Here is a 14,580-nt window from a genome sequence, read left to right as displayed (position 1 = left end):
CTGCCATTCGTGGTTATGGGTCCCGGGTCGCGCTGCGCTTGCCCGGGACGACATCGAGTTTGTTGCACGGCTGTGAGTCATACATCCGCATTCTCGCGACATCATTTGTCCGAGCACAGCGTCGTAGTCGACGCGGATCAAAAGGGTCTGGCCGGACGAGCCCGACGAGAGCGATGGCAGGTTACGGCTTCGCCTAACCCGCCTTGCAAGACTGATTGCCTTCGGCGCCGGCTACTTGCCCCACGCGGCCTTCCTGATCCGCCCCTTGCCGCCGCACTTCTTGCACGGCTCCGGATAGATCTTCCGTGCCGGCTCGCGCGGCTGTTTCACGTCCGGAAAGCCCGTCCCGTTACACGCGTCACACTTCTCTTCATCGGAAACAAGGTGCTTCACCATCCAACGCCCCGGATTGAAAAAATCCGGAAGCCCGCGGCCGCGGACCTCCGCCACCGTTCGGATACGAACGGCGGCGAGATATGGTTTCACGGTGCATAGCTGCCCTGCGCGGCAACGCAGGTGGGAACGACAACGGGACGATCGCCGTTGTCAGCCTCTTTTCGACGCTCCGTTACTTCCCCTTGAGCGCCTTCTCGTGGCTCTCGAGCGCCGCGGCCATCAACTTCGGCAATTGCGCGGCGTAGAGCTCGATGAAGGTGGCATCGCCGCAGGCCTCCGGATCGCGCGCGGCCTGCTCGGCGATGCGGGCGGCCTTGGCCTCGCATTTCGCGAACATGTGCCAGAACCAATCCGGGCTCTTGCCGAGCGCCGGCCTGTGCTTCTTGATGACGGCGGCGCCGACCGCGCTCATCGCGTTGACGACGCCGGCGCCCAGCGTGCTGATAGCCCGCGCGTTAAGGATATCCTCGCGCGATTGCGCGGTGGCGTTGGTCGCGGTCGCTCGTCCGGTTGTTCGTGCCTTGGCCGGCATGTTCTGAGCTCCTTGTCGATCCCTTTGGCGCGGCAAGCATCGGCCGCGGAAGTTGAGGAAGGCTCAAGGGGCATGGTTGAAAAGCGCTATGGATTTCATTCCGGTTTTATGCGCTTCCGAGCGATCGGCCTGGAGGGTTTTTGACCGTCCCTCCAGCGCTCGATCCGTCAGGGGCCGTTACCCTTTCGCGCCGTAACGGCGGATCAGCTGGTCGGCGACATCGTTGAGATCGTCACCCACGACCTGCGGCTGCGGGCCGACGCCGAGCACATCATTGCCGGGGCGCTTGATCAGCGCGGCCTCCCAACCGGCGGCCACCGCGCCGAGCGTGTCCCAGGTGTGGCATGCGATCAGGCAGAACTCCGAAGGTTTTGCTCCAAGCTCGCTCTCGACATAACCATAGGCCTGCCGCGACGGCTTGTGATGCTTGACGCCATCGGCCGAAAAGCGCCGCTCGAACAGATCGACGATGCCGCCGTGCGTCAGCTGACGGGTCTGCACCTCCAAGAGATTGTCGGTCAGCGTGAACAGGCGGAAGCCTGCGGCGCGCAGCTTGCGCAGCGCCGCCGGCACTTCGGCATGCGGCGGCATGGTGGAGAATTTCTCCGTCAGTTCCTTCTTGTCGGACTCGTCGATCCTGATGCCGCGCGTATCCGCCAGCATTTTCATGACCGCGGCGCCGATGTCGGTGAAGGGCACGTAGCAGCCCGCCACCGTGAGCGAGGCCGAATACATGATGAAGTTCGCGAACCACAGCCGCATCGCGCTCTTGTCGTTGAAGATGCGCGCGAACACCGGCTCCATGGTCTCGAGGTCGAGCAGGGTTTCGTTGACGTCGAACACGATCAGGGGAAGTGCCATTTTTTGGTCTCCGTTGGTTGGGTTTGGTTTCAGCCCCTATCCTTGATCCGGCTGCGGTGCGCGGCCTGCTTGGCGCGATTGCCGCAGATCGCCATGCTGCACCAGCGGCGCGCACGGGCCCGCGTGTGATCGGCGAACATCAGCGTGCAGGCCGGACCCTCGCAGGCCTTGATGTCGGAAAAGCTCTCCTCGCAGACGACCCTGGCCATCGCCTCGCCGATCGGCAGGAGCAGTGACGCGGCCGAGCGCCAGCGCCGCGTCCGCTCCAGCGCGAAACCGTCGTGCTCGTCATCGCCGTGCTTATGGCGATGCGGCACGATGCGGATGAACGCCTGATCGCTTTCGAGCAGCCGGTTCAGCGGCTCCAATTCCTTCAGCGCCCGCGGCGCCAGCGGCCGGCCCATATGCTTGCGCAGGAAGCCGCGGAACCATTCGCGCAAGTCTCGCGCCTGACCGGCAACGTCGTCGAGCTCGCCCGCGGTCGCGCGTGCGCCGAGCTCATCGAGCACATCTGACGGCACCAGCTTCGCCTGCACGAGCCAGCGCAACAGGCCGTCGCCGTCGGCGATCCAGTCCACCGGCGTATCGACGGGGGTCGCGATCGAATTGATGAAATCGAGCCCCAGGCTATCGGCGATGAACATCGCGGGCGGATGGGATTGCACGGTGCTGCCTCCTGGCGGCTTTTCGACCTCGCCGCAAATAACCTGATTAAAGCCTATTGACAAGTTACGAACATTGGAGCATAAGCATCGTAACCTGTCAAATGGCTTTTGAATGGTTACAAGCGAAACGAGGGAGCTGAAGATGTCGAACAAGGATGTCAGCGTGGTGCTCGCCCATGGCGCGTGGGCCGATGGTTCGAGCTGGGCGCGGGTGATCACGGCGCTGGATGCCGAGGGCATCACCGCGGTGGCGGCGCCGCTGCCCCTGACTTCGCTCGCGGACGATGTCGCCGCGCTGAACCGCACGCTGGACCGCGTCGAAGGACCGATCGTACTGGCCGGCCACGCCTATGCCGGCGCTGTCATTGCCGAGACCCGCTCGCCGCGCGTCAAGGCGCTGGTCTATGTCGCGGCGCTGGCGCCGGACGAGGGCGAGACCGTCGCCGATGTGTTTTATCGCGCACCGCCGCATCCGTTCGCGCCAAAACTTGCACCCGACGCCAACGGCCTGATCTGGCTGCCGGAGCCCGCCTTCGCGTCGGCCTTCGCGCAAGGCGCGCGTGCCGAGGAGCTCGCGGTACTGGCGGCGGTGCAGCGGCCAATCTCGCCGGCCTGCATCACCGTTCCGGTCGGCCGTCCGCGGTGGAAGGACATCCCGAGCTGGTTCCTGGTCGCCGAGGACGACCGGATGATCGCGCCGGAGACACAGCGCAGCATGGCGGCGCGGATGAAGGCTGTGGTGCGTTCACATCCCGTCGATCACACGCCGATCGTCACCGCGCCAAAACTGGTCGCCGACATCATCCAGGAAGCCATCCGCAGCGTTACAGAGCACTGACCTCTTTTCACGATTGGACAGGAGCACTGCCATGCAGGACAAACCTCTATCAGCCGATCGGCTCGGCGCGTTTTCCGATGCGGTGATCGCCGTCATCATCACGGTGATGGTGCTGGAACTGAAGGCGCCGGAGGGCTCGCGGTTCGCCGACCTGTTGCCGCTGTGGCCGACCGCAATCAGCTACGCGGCGAGCTACCTGTTCATCGCCGTGATCTGGGTCAATCATCACCATCTGCTGCATCTGGTGCGGCAGCCGACGCCGCGGCTGATCTGGCTGAATTTCGTCCATCTGTTCGCGGTCTCGCTGCTGCCCTTCGCCACCGCATGGGTCGCGCAGTCGAAAATGGCCGCGGCGCCAGTGGTGGTCTATGCGATGATCTTCCTCGTGATCGACCTCGCCTATCTCGCCTTCGAGCGCGCGGTGCTGACGCAGGCGGACCAGACCATGATTTCCGAGCGGGTGCGGGCATGGACGCAGCGCCGCACGCTGCTGGCGCTACTGGTGTTCGCGGCCGGCGCCGCCATCGCGCCCTTCATGCCGCTGCTCGGCTTCGCCACCGTGTGCTGCGCGCTGCTGCTTTACCTCAGGCCCGAGGCGATCGGCGGGCTTGTGACGCAGATCAAATCCTGACCCCACCCCACATCACCACCACAAGGAGTGACAGATATGTCCGAGATCAAATATCGCACGGCCGATGTCGACGGCTTCAAGGTGTTCTATCGCGAGGCCGGGTCGCCCGGCGCGCCAAAGCTGCTGCTGCTGCACGGCTTCCCGAGCGCGGGCCACATGTTCCGCGATCTGATCCCGCTTCTCGCGGACAAATTCCACATCGTGGCGCCTGATCTGCCCGGCTTCGGCCAGTCGGACATGCCGGCGCGCGACAAGTTCGCCTTCACCTTCGACAACATCGCCGCCGTGATCGACCGCTTCACCGAGGTGATCGGCTTCGACCGCTACGCGGTCTATGTGTTCGACTATGGCGCGCCGACCGGCTTCCGCCTCGCGCTCAAGCATCCCGAGCGGATCACCGCGATCATCTCGCAGAACGGCAATGCCTATGAGGAGGGTCTGAGCGACGGCTGGACGCCGATCAAGGCCTATTGGCAGGATCCCTCGCCGGCGAACCGTGATGCGCTCCTCGCGTTCCTGACGCCGGACACCACGCGCTGGCAGTACACCCACGGCACACCGGACCCGGAGGCGGTGTCGCCTGACGGACAGAACCTCGACAATTACTACATGGCGCGGCCCGGCGCCCATGACGTGCAGCTCGATTTGTTCGGCGACTACAAGAGCAACGTCGCGCTCTACCCGGCCTTCCAGAATTACTTCCGCACCCATCAGCCGCCGTTCCTCGCGGTGTGGGGCAAGAACGATCCGTTCTTCCTGCCGCCGGGCGCCGAAGCCTTCAAGCGCGACAATCCGCGCGCGGTGGTGCGCTTCTTCGACACCGGCCATTTCGCGCTGGAGACTCATGCCGCCGAAATCGCGCAAGCCATCCGCGAATTCCTGAGCCGCTGACATCACGGGCGCCGCACCAGGGAATATGCACATGACCGAATCCGTCGCCATCGTGACCGGCGCAAGCTCCGGCATCGGACGCGCCACCGCGCTGCGGCTCGCTCGGGATTTTTCCGCCATCGTGCTCGTCGCGCGCAGCGGCGAGAAGCTGCGCGAGGTAGGTCACGAGATTGAAGCCGGCGGCGCTACGCCGCTGGCGCTCGATCTCGATCTTGCCGCGCCTGATGCCGCCGACGCCGTCGTGAAGGCCACGCTGGACCGCTTCGGCCGCATCGATGCGCTGGTCAATGTCGCGGGCGCGGTGCCAGGGATCGATCTGTTCGAAATGAACGATCAACAGTGGGACGCAGGCCTCGCGCTCAAATTCCACGGCGCCAGGCGGCTGACGATCCACGCCTGGGACGCACTGAGAACGTCGCAAGGCGCCGTGGTCTTCACGTCAGGCAACGCCGCCGTGCTGCCGCGCGCCGGTGTGGCCGCAGTGGGCACGATCAACGCGGCGATCGAGGCATTGGCAAAAGCGTTCGCCGAACGCGGCATCGATGACGGCGTGCAGGTGAATTGCGTATCGCCGGGCGCCATCATGACCGGACGCCGCCTTGCGATGCTGGAGAACGCCGCGGCGGCCAGGCAGGTCGACGTCGAGACCGCGAAGGCAGGCTTCCTCAGGCAGGCCGGCATCAAGCGGTTCGGCACGGCAGAGGAGATCGCCGACCTCATCGCGTTCGCCGTGTCACCGCCGGCGCGCTGGATGACCGGCACGGTGCTGCGCATGGATGGCGGCGAGATCAGGACCGTGTGAGGCCGCGCCATCTGCGTGATCCACTGTCTTCCCCTTCCCCCTGAAAGCAGGGCTGTCCGGGAAAGCTCAGCCATAGCAGAACTCCATCTGGTTGGCGGAGGCTGTGGGTTTGCTGGGGCTGGGGTTGCTGGGCGGAGGCTTGTCGATAGTGGCAAGGGATCGGCGGGTGAACAGGAACTGGCCGACAAGTTCGGCCAGCCTGAGGGGAAGCATTTTGATGCAGTTGGCCCGCGCAGCGATGCGTAGCAGCAGGTAGGCAATCATCGCTGCAAGCACTTGCAGGCGGATCGCATTGTCGTTGGTGCCGAGAAACTTGCGGATATCGAGATGCTGCTTGATCCAGCGGAATAGCAGTTCGATCTGCCACCGGCTCTTGTAGAGGGCGGCGATCTCGACGGCCGTTCGCGTCATATCGTTGGTGAGAAGCGTGATCACGCCGCCGTTCTCCCGCCTGACCTTGATGCGCCGCAGTGGTATCGGCAGTCGCGAGTCGCCTTTGCTGGTGAGCTTCACCTCGTCATCGGCGATGACCTTGAAGCCATCGCCCTTGCGCTTGCGATTAGTGCGTCGCTTGATCTTGCGGAGACGCATGCTTGTCTTCGCCCGGGTGACGAAAAAAGCCTTGCTGTCATTGATCTTCTGCCACCAGTCGAAGCGGCAATATCCCTTATCGAACACGTAGGTTGTGCCCACCTGGATAGGGACATGGCGACCGATCTCGATGTCATTGACGTTCGCATCCGTCACCTCGACGCAGTCCGGGACATCGCCCTTGGGATCGTAGACCATATGCAGCTTCATGCCACGGATGCGGCCGTTCCACGCCGCCCAGGTGCAGAGCTTGCCCAGCGGGATCGGACTGGCGTCGATCAGGCGCACCATCTCCTGGCCTTCGCTCCGCAACTGCCGGCTTGCCATCGCTGATAGTCTGGCAAAGGTTTGCGCAAAAACGCCGGACGGGCGGCGGGCATTGGCATCCGATAGCGTCGAGCGGGACAACCTGCCGGTGCCCAGATGATAGTGGTGCTGAGGATTGGCGTTGAAGCCGGCCACCACGGCGCGCAGGCTGTCGTGACTGCTCAGCTGCGCATAGATCAGCGCCACCAGGTGATCCCAACTCCTGAACGATTTGTCGTAGGCATCCCCGTCCAGACGATCCACAGCCGTCTGAAACTGCCGTCGATTGATCGGTTCAAGCAGCCTTCCAAAAATGCTATCGCGGAATCGCATGCTCGGCCTTCTGTGTCTCGACAACCAGAAAAGGCCGATTTGCCTCGGTCTTGCCGAGCATGCACCGCGACATAGTGAATCATTCCCCGGACAGCCCTGCCCTGAAAGGGGGGAGGCCGGGATGGGGGTCAGCCGCAGACGCCGCTGTATGCGGAGAGAGCAGATCCCCACCCGCTTTGCTCTGGCGAGCAAAGCGACCTCCCCTTTTCAAGGGGAGGTTTGGAGTACGCATGGCCCGAATGAAGGTCTGCTTGACGGCGCGGCTGCCCGCGCGGAATCTGGACAGATCGACATCCCAGCGAGGTCACGCAGATGCCAACCTATTACTGCACCAGCGCGCAGGGCCGCCTCAGCGCGGAGCAAAAGAGCAGGATCGCGGGCGAGATCACCCGGATCCATGCCGAGGTGACGGGCGCGCCGAGCTATTTTGCGCAGGTGATCTTCAGCGAGGTCGCCGCGGGCAACTGGTTCATGGGCGGCGTCCCGGTCGCCCATGATCACGTCTTCGTCTACGGCCGCATCCGCTCCGGCCGCGCCGCGGTCGACAAGACGCGGATGATCAGGCTGATGGCCGATGCCATCGCGCAGGCCGCCGATGTCGACAGCAAGCGCGCGGTCTGGATCTATCTCAACGAATTGCAGCCGCGGCAGATGATCGAGTTCGGCCATGTGCTGCCCGAACCCGGCGACGAGCCGGCCTGGACCGACGCGCTGCCGGACGCCGACCGCAATTTCATGCAGTCGATCGCCAAGCGACGCTGAGGGCACCTTCGCACCGGCTTCACCAAGGCCGCCAGGCAACTCCGGCAGACCTTCGCGAAGGTGCACGGCAGATACGTCCTGACCCGGTCGCGCTACGAATAGCCAATCGAGTGCCGGAGACGTGACTTGCACGCTGCCGGCCCTGCTCCGACAACGCGCGAAGGCCGCATCGGGAACTTCTGGGGGTACGAGATGAGCTGTCGGATTCTGGCCGGGATCGCCGTTGCAGTCGCAGCGACGTGCACGGCGATTCCGATGCTGCTTGCGCGAGACGGCTCAGGCCCGATGTCACCGGCCACGCTGGCCGAGATCGCGCGCCTGGAAGCCGAGATCGACCGGATCGAAGGCGATACGTTGACGCGCCTCGCGGCCGCTCCCGACAATCAGGTTCAGCAGATCGAACTGCTCGGCAAGCTGATGCTGTTCGACAAGCAACTGTCGGTGAACCGCAACGAAGCCTGCGCCTTCTGCCACATGCCGGACACCGGGTTCACCGGACCGATCTCGGAAATCAACCGCACCACCGGCTCCTATCCCGGCTCGGTGCGGACCCGCTTCAGCGAACGCAAGCCGCAGACCCACACCTACGCGCCGCTGGCGCCGGTCCTGCACTACAACGAAGGCCAGGGCGACCTGGTCGGCGGCAATTTCTGGGACATGCGCGCAACCGGACGGCGCCTCGGCAATCCTGCCGCCGAGCAGGCCGAAGGCCCGCCGACCAATCCGGTCGAGATGGGCCTGCCCGACATCGCCTGCGTGGTGTATCGCGCCTCGCAACGACCCTATCGCGGCTTGTTCGAAACCGTGTGGGGCGCACAGGCATTTGCAATCGGCTGGCCCGCCGACGTGGAAAGCGTCTGCAATACCCCGGGCCCGCCGCCCGCCAACGATCCGTTACCCGTGCATCTCAGCAAAGTGGATCGCGGCCGCGCCGCCACCACCTTCGACCAGATGGCGCAATCGATCGCGGGCTATGAAGCCTCGCACGAGGTCACGGCGTTCTCCTCGAAATATGACGCCGTGCAGGCTGGAAAGGTCACGTTCACGGCGCTGGAGCAGCAGGGATACGACGTCTTCCGCGGCAAGGGACGCTGCAACGAATGCCATCGCGACGGCGGCCCCGGAGAAGATCCGCTGTTCACGGACTTCACCGCAAGCAATATCGGGACGCCGGCGAACCCGCTGCTGCCCTATTACGCGGAAAACACGCCCGATGATCGCGGCTATGTCGCCAACAAGAACGGCTCCGCCTTCGTCGACGGCGGGGTCGGCGCTTTCCTCGCCGGCGGCCATCCGCTGAGCCAGCCTTCGGCGGTCGATGCGCGCTGGAAGCCGCTGGCGCCGCAGACCCGCGGCCGGTTTCGGGTGCCCACGCTGCGCAATGTCGACAAGCGGCCGTCGCCGGACTTCGTCAAGGCGTACGCTCATAATGGCTACTTCAAGAGCCTGAAACAGATCGTCCACTTCTACAACACGCGCGACGTGCTGCCGCGCTGCGCAGCGGACGACCCGCGTGAAGGCACCGGCTGCTGGCCCGCGCCGGAAACCACCGAGAACATGAACACGAGCAAGACCGGCAATCTCGGCCTGACCGACCAGGAGGAAGATGCCCTAGTCGCGTTCATGCAAACGCTGACGGACGGATACATACCGCCGAAGCACTAACACGCGCGCGCTTACGCCCCGGTGACGCGCCAGATCACGTTGCCGACATCGTCGGCCACCAGCAGCGAGCCGTCGGGACCGAGCGCGACGCCGACCGGGCGGCCGTACGACACCTTCTCGTCGGGCGCGAGGAAACCCGACAGGATGTCGCGCGCGGGCCCCGAGGGACGGCCGTTGGTGAACGGCACGAACACCACCTTGTAGCCTGACAGCGTCGAGCGATTCCACGAGCCGTGCTGGCCGATCACCATGCCGTCGGGGAAGCCGGGCAGCGTGCCCGCGGGCATCCAGCACAGGCCGAGCGAGGCGGTGTGGCCGCCGAGCGCATAGTCCGGCTGGATCGCCTTGGCGACCAGCGCCGGATCCTGCGGCACGCGATCGTCCACCGTCTGTCCCCAGTAGCAATAGGGCCAGCCGTAGAAGCCGCCGTCGCGCACCGAGGTCAGATAGTCCGGCGGCGTCTCGTCGCCGATGCCGTCGCGTTCGTTGACGACGGTCCACAGCACATTCGTCGTCGGCTCCCACGCGATCCCGACCGGATTGCGCAGGCCGCCGGCGAATATCCGGCTGGTGCCGGCGACGAGATCGAGCTCGTAGATCGCGGCACGGCCTTGCTCGACCTCCATGCCGTTCTCGGCGATGTTGCTGAGCGAGCCGACGCCGGCATAGAGTCTCTTGCCGTCGGCGCTCGGCAGCAGGCTGCGCGTCCAGTGTCCGTCGGGCTTGAAGGTGACGAGCTTGCGTCCCTCTGCCGTGATGCGGTCCGCGCCCGCGGTGTAGGGAAAGGCAACCACGCCGTCGGTGTTGCCGACATAGAAGGTGTCGCCGACCAGCGCCATGCCGAACGGCTGGCGCAATCCCTCCATGAAGGCACTGCTGCTTTCGGCGACACCATCGCCGTCACGGTCGCGCAGCACCGTGATGCGGTTGGCGCTGACGCCGAGCGCGGCGGCGCGGCGCATCGTCGCCTGCATCGCATAGTGGAACACGCTGCGCGGCGTGCCGGCGATCTGCGTCGCCTCGGCGATCAGCACATCGCCATTGGGCAGCACGTTGATCCAGCGCGGATGATCGAGCCCGGCTGCAAAGGCGTTAACCTTGAGCCCGGGCGCAGCGGTCGGGAGCTGGCCCTTGTCCCAGCCACGTGCCGTCGGCATCTTCAGCGTCGGGATCGCGCCCTGCGACTTTGCCGTCGGAATCTGCGGCGCGCTGCCCCAGGCGGGCGCGGGCTCGGCGCCCTGCATCCGCCGCCACGCCACGGCGCCCGCACCGATCGCCGCGACGACGCGGGCAAAAACTCCAGACGTGCTCATGAACTTCCCCTGTACTTGCGCCTTGTTAGTGTGCCCTACCGGCCGGCCGCGACCGGCAAGAGCATTGGCATAATGCCTGCCCTGATGACAGTAGTTGTACGATCTTCGCAGCCGCCCTCGAATCGAGCAATCTCGCTGCACGCTCCCTTGTCAGAGCGTTTTCCTCCCTGAGACCTTGCCCGCCCGGTCGGCGGGCTTCCTTTTACGAAAACGCCCGATTCTTTCGGAGCCGCGCGTCCGCGGCTCGTCTGCGGACCGTTATAGCCGGAAGGGCATAGCGGACCAGCGCGGGATGCATACTGCTAAGCAGAGACGTGCGTACCGGTCCTTCAGGGTCCAAGCCCCCTCACCAAAACCTGATCCCACCCTCGTGCAGCTTCACCTTCATGGGGTGCATGGCAGATCAGGAACGCTGCTCCATGCCGGTCGTTGGTCGGGACACCAGCATGGAGTGTATGAATGCAACGGAAGACCAAGATACTGACCCTGGCCGTGGCGTCCCTGATTGCAACGACAGCAGGTGCGTTCGCGCAGGGCCATTATCCGTATGGGAACCCCGATGCGAGATACTACGGCGGTCCGCGCTACGAGACCGTTCAACCGCATGTGATGTACCAACCGGCGCAACCGGGCCGGTACGGCGCGATGAACGGCAGCAACCATCCGGCGCCGAGTTCGACTCAGGGCGACGTTGGTCCTGAAGGGAACAACAACGGCACGCTGACCGGCGTCTACCGGCAGTGGTAGTCCACGCAAAATTGAAGGCCCATCGCTCGACCTGAGCGATGGGCCTTTTTGCTGTTCCTCACTCGGCCGCCTGGACATGCACGGGCGTCTCCGCCTCCAGCGCGGAAGAACTGCGTGCTGCAGGCGCGGCTCAAGGCCGCGCGGCGGTCAGTCTTTCCGGTCTATCTCAGGCTTGTCGCGCAGAACAGCGTTCAGAAGCGAGCTGTGAACTTCGATCTTTCCGTTGTAGCTGATGAAGCCGAGCTTGCGGAACTTGTTCATGAAGAAGCTAACCCTTGAACGGGTCGCACCGATCATTTCGGCCAGCGTTTCCTGGCGGATTTCGACGTCAATGGGCTGCGCGCTGGTTTCCTTGCCGAAATTTGCCAGCAGGAGCAGCAGGCGCGCCAAGCGCTTCTCGCTGGAATTGAAAAGTTGGTCGATCAGGTCTTCTTCCATTCGGCTATTGCGCGCGAGCAGATAGGTCATGAACAACTGAGAGAACATCGGCTTGGCTTCGAGCGTTGAAATCATCGCCGTCTTCGATATTCGCGTGATGACGCAGTCCTCCATTGCCGTGGTCGTGGCAATCCGCAATGGATGACCGTTGAGGCAGCCCTCACCAAAGAATTGTCCCGGCTCCAGGATCCCGACCACGGCTTCCTTACCTTGGTCAGAAACGACTGTGAGTTTGACCTTTCCTTCTTGAATGTAGAATACCGCATCCGCGACATCTCCCTGCGCGAACACGTTCTGGCCTTTGCCAAAGCTAGAAATCGATTTTCCGGCCCCAACCTTGGCCAGGAAGGTTTTGGGATCAAACAAGTCCTTCGCGGGCTTAACCAAAACGGCACTCTCGTTCGCCGGGCGTTAGCATGCTGTCATGCTACCAAGATTCTGCGGGATGTTCATCCGTTGAAAGGCGCGCGCAGCGGGAAATTGGCGTCAAAACGACGCGCTTGACCACCGTTGCAAGAGCCACTGCGCGAGATGCGGGCATGTCGAGAAGTTGCGCGTCTTTGCGCGGATTTCACCCTGTCGCGGGTTGCCTGATTAGCCGCGGCGCTCCGCGGCCTTGCCGCTGCCGAGCGATTCGGCACAGGCCCTTGCGACTGCCGAATTTGGCTCAGTGCTTCCCGGCATCGTGGCCCAACCGCCTTTTTCGACAAACCTGCTCTGGTCGAATGAATAAGTCGCCTTCTTCATTTCGGCCAGGTTCGCCGAGGCATCGGCAGCTTGTCGGAACCTGTCAACGCAGATGGGTGTGAGAGCTGCGACCACGGCCGTCGCAGCACGGTTGCTCGCGAGGGTCTCCGCCGACCCGCCCGTCACCCAGCCACCCCAGCTGAACCCCACGATCGCCAGAGCAATTGCTCCGCCTGCAGCGCCCCATAGCGCGGGCCGCATGGCAGCTTTTGTTTCCTTGGAGATTTCCATGATCTTCATCCTGACCTAGAGGTTTGGGACAGTTCGTGAGACCAAGACACGTCGATTGATCGGTGTCTGTACCAAATTGCTCATTCGGGCGCGGGCGGACCTTCGGGGATGACCTGGTGTACCGGTTGTTTGTGCCGCGATGCTCCTGAACTGCGCGGTCGCTGTCGCGATTCCTCTCCCGCGCAGTTGGGTACGAGCGGTGTACCCAAATAGTCGGTTCCATGTTCCTTTTTGGACAGACAGGGAGAGCCATCGCCGATCTATTCCACACATTGCACGACTTGAAATATGTTACCGATCAGCCCGGCCCTCGCGGCTGGGCTTTTCGCTTGAGGTCGCCCGTTCCGATCAAACGACGGAATGACACCGGCGTCCCGGCAAAGCGAGAGAGCCTTCCTACGGCGGTTTCGAGCGCAGAGGTGCGCGGTTCGCGTGAAGAAAACACGTCAAACCAAAAAACCGCCTGGGATTCAATCAGAACTGCCAATCAAGGCCCATCGCTCAGTCAGAGCGATGGGCCTTGATGCCTGCTGAAAGAGATCTCACACTGCGGTGACGGTTCTTACTTCACCATCGCGCCGTAGACGATGTCCTGCACGTTCTCGCGATAATATTTGCGCAGCTCACCGGGCGCTGCGGTTCCCACCACCACGACGAGGTGCTCCTTCGGATCGCAGAAGAACTGCGTGCCGTTGGCGCCGTTCCAGGTAAACTCGCCGGGATTGCCCGGCACCGACGACAGGCCCTCGCTGGTCCGCACCGCGACCGACAGCCCGAAGCCGAAGCCGCCGCGATGCGGCTCCACAGCGGCGACGTTGTTCTTGATCTCGGGCCCGAGATGGTTCGACGTCATGTGATGCACCGTCCTGGGGCTGAGGATGCGCTGGCCGTCGAGCTCGCCGCCGTTGAGCAGCATCTGTCCGAAGCGGAGATAGTCGCCGACGGTGGCGAACGAGCAGGCGCCGCCGCAGTCGAACTTGATCGGCGCGTCGAGCACCCTGATCGATTGCGGCTTGCCGGTCAGCGGGTCGTTGGCAAACGGCCGCGCCAGCCGCGCACGCTGGGCGTCGGTCAGGTGGAACGTCACATCCTTCATGCCGAGCGGTGTCCACACATTGGCCTTGAGATAATCGCCGAGCCGCTCGCCCGAGACCTTCTCGACCACGGCGCCGAGCACGTCGATCGAGAAGCCGTATTCGAACTCGGTGCCGGGCTGATGCACCAGAGGCAGCTTAGTGATGCGATCGATAAAGGCCGCCGTGCCGCCCTCGACCGCCGGCGCCGTACCTTCGGGATAGAGCCGCGCCAGCGCGCTCGAACTGTCGGGGCGGCCGCCATACATCAGGCCCGAGGTATGGCGATAGAGATCATGGATGAGGATCGGCCGGGCCTGCGGCTCCATCTTCAGCGAGCCGTCCTCCTGGGGCACACCGACCTTCATGTCGGCAAATGCCGGATAGTACTCGGCGACCTTCGCCTGCAGCGGCAGCCGGCCCTGCTCCATCAGCGTCAGGCCGGCGACCGCCGCCATCGGCTTGGTCATCGATGCCAGCGCGAACACCGCATCGATCGGCATCGGCGTGCCCTTGACCGGATCAAGCTGACCATAGGCCTTGTAGTGCACGAGCTTGCCGTCGCGCGCGATCGCCACCACGGCGCCGGGCACCCGCTTGGCCGCGATCTCGCGCGCGAAGAAATCGTCGAGCCGTGCCAGCCCCGCTTTCGAGAACCCGGCCTGGTCGGGCTTTATCTCGGGCAGCGGCGCGGCGTGAGCGATGTTGAAAGCAAGACCAGTGGCGGCGACAGCCGCGGCGATAGCGGTTTTTCTCAT

Annotated in this window: 15 protein-coding genes; 7 read left to right on the top strand and 8 right to left on the bottom strand. The window is 64.0% G+C overall.

Features of this window, described 5'->3' with window-relative positions; translation table 11 throughout:
• Positions 1 to 568: 568 nt before the first annotated feature.
• The 3 genes from G6P99_RS05755 to G6P99_RS05745 form a co-directional block, all read right to left on the bottom strand.
• On the bottom strand, positions 569 to 928 hold the full coding sequence (locus G6P99_RS05755; RefSeq protein WP_029079803.1) for a hypothetical protein: 360 nt from the start codon (positions 926 to 928) through the stop codon (positions 569 to 571).
• A gap of 177 nt (positions 929 to 1,105) precedes the next feature.
• A complete protein-coding gene (locus tag G6P99_RS05750) occupies positions 1,106 to 1,789 on the bottom strand; it encodes a haloacid dehalogenase type II (RefSeq protein WP_035976522.1) in 684 nt (227 codons plus the stop codon).
• A 29-nt stretch (positions 1,790 to 1,818) separates the two neighbouring features.
• Positions 1,819 to 2,433 (bottom strand): CGNR zinc finger domain-containing protein, encoded by a 615-nt coding sequence (locus G6P99_RS05745; protein WP_035976523.1) that lies wholly within the window; start codon positions 2,431 to 2,433, stop codon positions 1,819 to 1,821.
• Positions 2,434 to 2,596: 163 nt separating this feature from the next.
• Here G6P99_RS05745 and G6P99_RS05740 point away from each other — a divergent pair, with 163 nt between their 5' ends.
• Genes G6P99_RS05740 through G6P99_RS05725 form a run of 4 tightly spaced genes read left to right on the top strand, consistent with a single transcriptional unit; the run spans position 2,597 to position 5,616 of the window.
• Entirely contained in the window at positions 2,597 to 3,292 is a 696-nt protein-coding gene (locus G6P99_RS05740) for an alpha/beta fold hydrolase (protein ID WP_029079806.1), read from the top strand.
• Positions 3,293 to 3,323: 31 nt separating this feature from the next.
• The gene (locus tag G6P99_RS05735; protein ID WP_029079807.1) at positions 3,324 to 3,923 is read left to right on the top strand and encodes a TMEM175 family protein; all 600 of its coding nucleotides are present in this window, start codon (positions 3,324 to 3,326) and stop codon (positions 3,921 to 3,923) included.
• Between the two features lie 36 nt (positions 3,924 to 3,959).
• The gene (locus tag G6P99_RS05730; RefSeq protein WP_029079808.1) at positions 3,960 to 4,814 is read left to right on the top strand and encodes an alpha/beta fold hydrolase; all 855 of its coding nucleotides are present in this window, start codon (positions 3,960 to 3,962) and stop codon (positions 4,812 to 4,814) included.
• A 31-nt stretch (positions 4,815 to 4,845) separates the two neighbouring features.
• Positions 4,846 to 5,616, top strand: a complete 771-nt coding sequence (locus G6P99_RS05725) for an SDR family oxidoreductase (RefSeq protein ID WP_029079809.1) — start codon at positions 4,846 to 4,848, stop codon at positions 5,614 to 5,616.
• Positions 5,617 to 5,682: 66 nt separating this feature from the next.
• Here G6P99_RS05725 and G6P99_RS05720 read toward each other — a convergent pair whose 3' ends face one another.
• Entirely contained in the window at positions 5,683 to 6,846 is a 1,164-nt protein-coding gene (locus G6P99_RS05720; protein ID WP_165125720.1) for an IS4 family transposase, read from the bottom strand.
• Positions 6,847 to 7,158: 312 nt separating this feature from the next.
• Here G6P99_RS05720 and G6P99_RS05715 point away from each other — a divergent pair, with 312 nt between their 5' ends.
• Complete coding sequence (locus tag G6P99_RS05715) at positions 7,159 to 7,608, top strand: tautomerase family protein (RefSeq protein WP_029079810.1); 450 nt, start codon at positions 7,159 to 7,161, stop codon at positions 7,606 to 7,608.
• Between the two features lie 255 nt (positions 7,609 to 7,863).
• Positions 7,864 to 9,273: a cytochrome-c peroxidase gene (locus tag G6P99_RS05710; protein WP_205751476.1), complete on the top strand. Its 1,410-nt coding sequence runs from the start codon at positions 7,864 to 7,866 to the stop codon at positions 9,271 to 9,273.
• Positions 9,274 to 9,284: 11 nt separating this feature from the next.
• Here the strand turns inward: G6P99_RS05710 and G6P99_RS05705 are convergent, their stop codons facing one another.
• Entirely contained in the window at positions 9,285 to 10,586 is a 1,302-nt protein-coding gene (locus G6P99_RS05705) for a PQQ-dependent sugar dehydrogenase (protein WP_029079811.1), read from the bottom strand.
• A gap of 459 nt (positions 10,587 to 11,045) precedes the next feature.
• On the opposite strand from G6P99_RS05705, the gene G6P99_RS05700 reads away from it, so the two are divergent.
• Entirely contained in the window at positions 11,046 to 11,333 is a 288-nt protein-coding gene (locus tag G6P99_RS05700; RefSeq protein ID WP_029079812.1) for a hypothetical protein, read from the top strand.
• A 147-nt stretch (positions 11,334 to 11,480) separates the two neighbouring features.
• On the opposite strand, the gene G6P99_RS05695 is transcribed toward G6P99_RS05700, so the two are convergent.
• From G6P99_RS05695 to G6P99_RS05685, 3 genes are all read right to left on the bottom strand, one after another.
• A complete protein-coding gene (locus tag G6P99_RS05695) occupies positions 11,481 to 12,158 on the bottom strand; it encodes a Crp/Fnr family transcriptional regulator (RefSeq protein ID WP_165127518.1) in 678 nt (225 codons plus the stop codon).
• Between the two features lie 207 nt (positions 12,159 to 12,365).
• On the bottom strand, positions 12,366 to 12,749 hold the full coding sequence (locus G6P99_RS05690; RefSeq protein ID WP_029079814.1) for a hypothetical protein: 384 nt from the start codon (positions 12,747 to 12,749) through the stop codon (positions 12,366 to 12,368).
• A gap of 562 nt (positions 12,750 to 13,311) precedes the next feature.
• Positions 13,312 to 14,580, bottom strand: coding sequence for a serine hydrolase domain-containing protein (locus G6P99_RS05685; RefSeq protein WP_165127516.1), 1,269 nt, complete (start codon positions 14,578 to 14,580; stop codon positions 13,312 to 13,314).

This window comes from Bradyrhizobium sp. 6(2017), from assembly GCF_011058295.2.
In the GTDB taxonomy this organism is placed as follows: domain Bacteria; phylum Pseudomonadota; class Alphaproteobacteria; order Rhizobiales; family Xanthobacteraceae; genus Bradyrhizobium; species Bradyrhizobium septentrionale.
This window is presented reverse-complemented; position numbering and strand designations above follow the sequence as displayed.

Coding starts and splice junctions, on each gene's coding strand:
- G6P99_RS05755 (WP_029079803.1), bottom strand. CDS start 928: ATGCCGGCCAAGGCACGAACAACCGGACGAGCGACCGCGACCAACGCC.
- G6P99_RS05750 (WP_035976522.1), bottom strand. CDS start 1,789: ATGGCACTTCCCCTGATCGTGTTCGACGTCAACGAAACCCTGCTCGAC.
- G6P99_RS05745 (WP_035976523.1), bottom strand. CDS start 2,433: ATGTTCATCGCCGATAGCCTGGGGCTCGATTTCATCAATTCGATCGCG.
- G6P99_RS05740 (WP_029079806.1), top strand. CDS start 2,597: ATGTCGAACAAGGATGTCAGCGTGGTGCTCGCCCATGGCGCGTGGGCC.
- G6P99_RS05735 (WP_029079807.1), top strand. CDS start 3,324: ATGCAGGACAAACCTCTATCAGCCGATCGGCTCGGCGCGTTTTCCGAT.
- G6P99_RS05730 (WP_029079808.1), top strand. CDS start 3,960: ATGTCCGAGATCAAATATCGCACGGCCGATGTCGACGGCTTCAAGGTG.
- G6P99_RS05725 (WP_029079809.1), top strand. CDS start 4,846: ATGACCGAATCCGTCGCCATCGTGACCGGCGCAAGCTCCGGCATCGGA.
- G6P99_RS05720 (WP_165125720.1), bottom strand. CDS start 6,846: ATGCGATTCCGCGATAGCATTTTTGGAAGGCTGCTTGAACCGATCAAT.
- G6P99_RS05715 (WP_029079810.1), top strand. CDS start 7,159: ATGCCAACCTATTACTGCACCAGCGCGCAGGGCCGCCTCAGCGCGGAG.
- G6P99_RS05710 (WP_205751476.1), top strand. CDS start 7,864: ATGCTGCTTGCGCGAGACGGCTCAGGCCCGATGTCACCGGCCACGCTG.
- G6P99_RS05705 (WP_029079811.1), bottom strand. CDS start 10,586: ATGAGCACGTCTGGAGTTTTTGCCCGCGTCGTCGCGGCGATCGGTGCG.
- G6P99_RS05700 (WP_029079812.1), top strand. CDS start 11,046: ATGCAACGGAAGACCAAGATACTGACCCTGGCCGTGGCGTCCCTGATT.
- G6P99_RS05690 (WP_029079814.1), bottom strand. CDS start 12,749: ATGGAAATCTCCAAGGAAACAAAAGCTGCCATGCGGCCCGCGCTATGG.
- G6P99_RS05685 (WP_165127516.1), bottom strand. CDS start 14,580: ATGAGAAAAACCGCTATCGCCGCGGCTGTCGCCGCCACTGGTCTTGCT.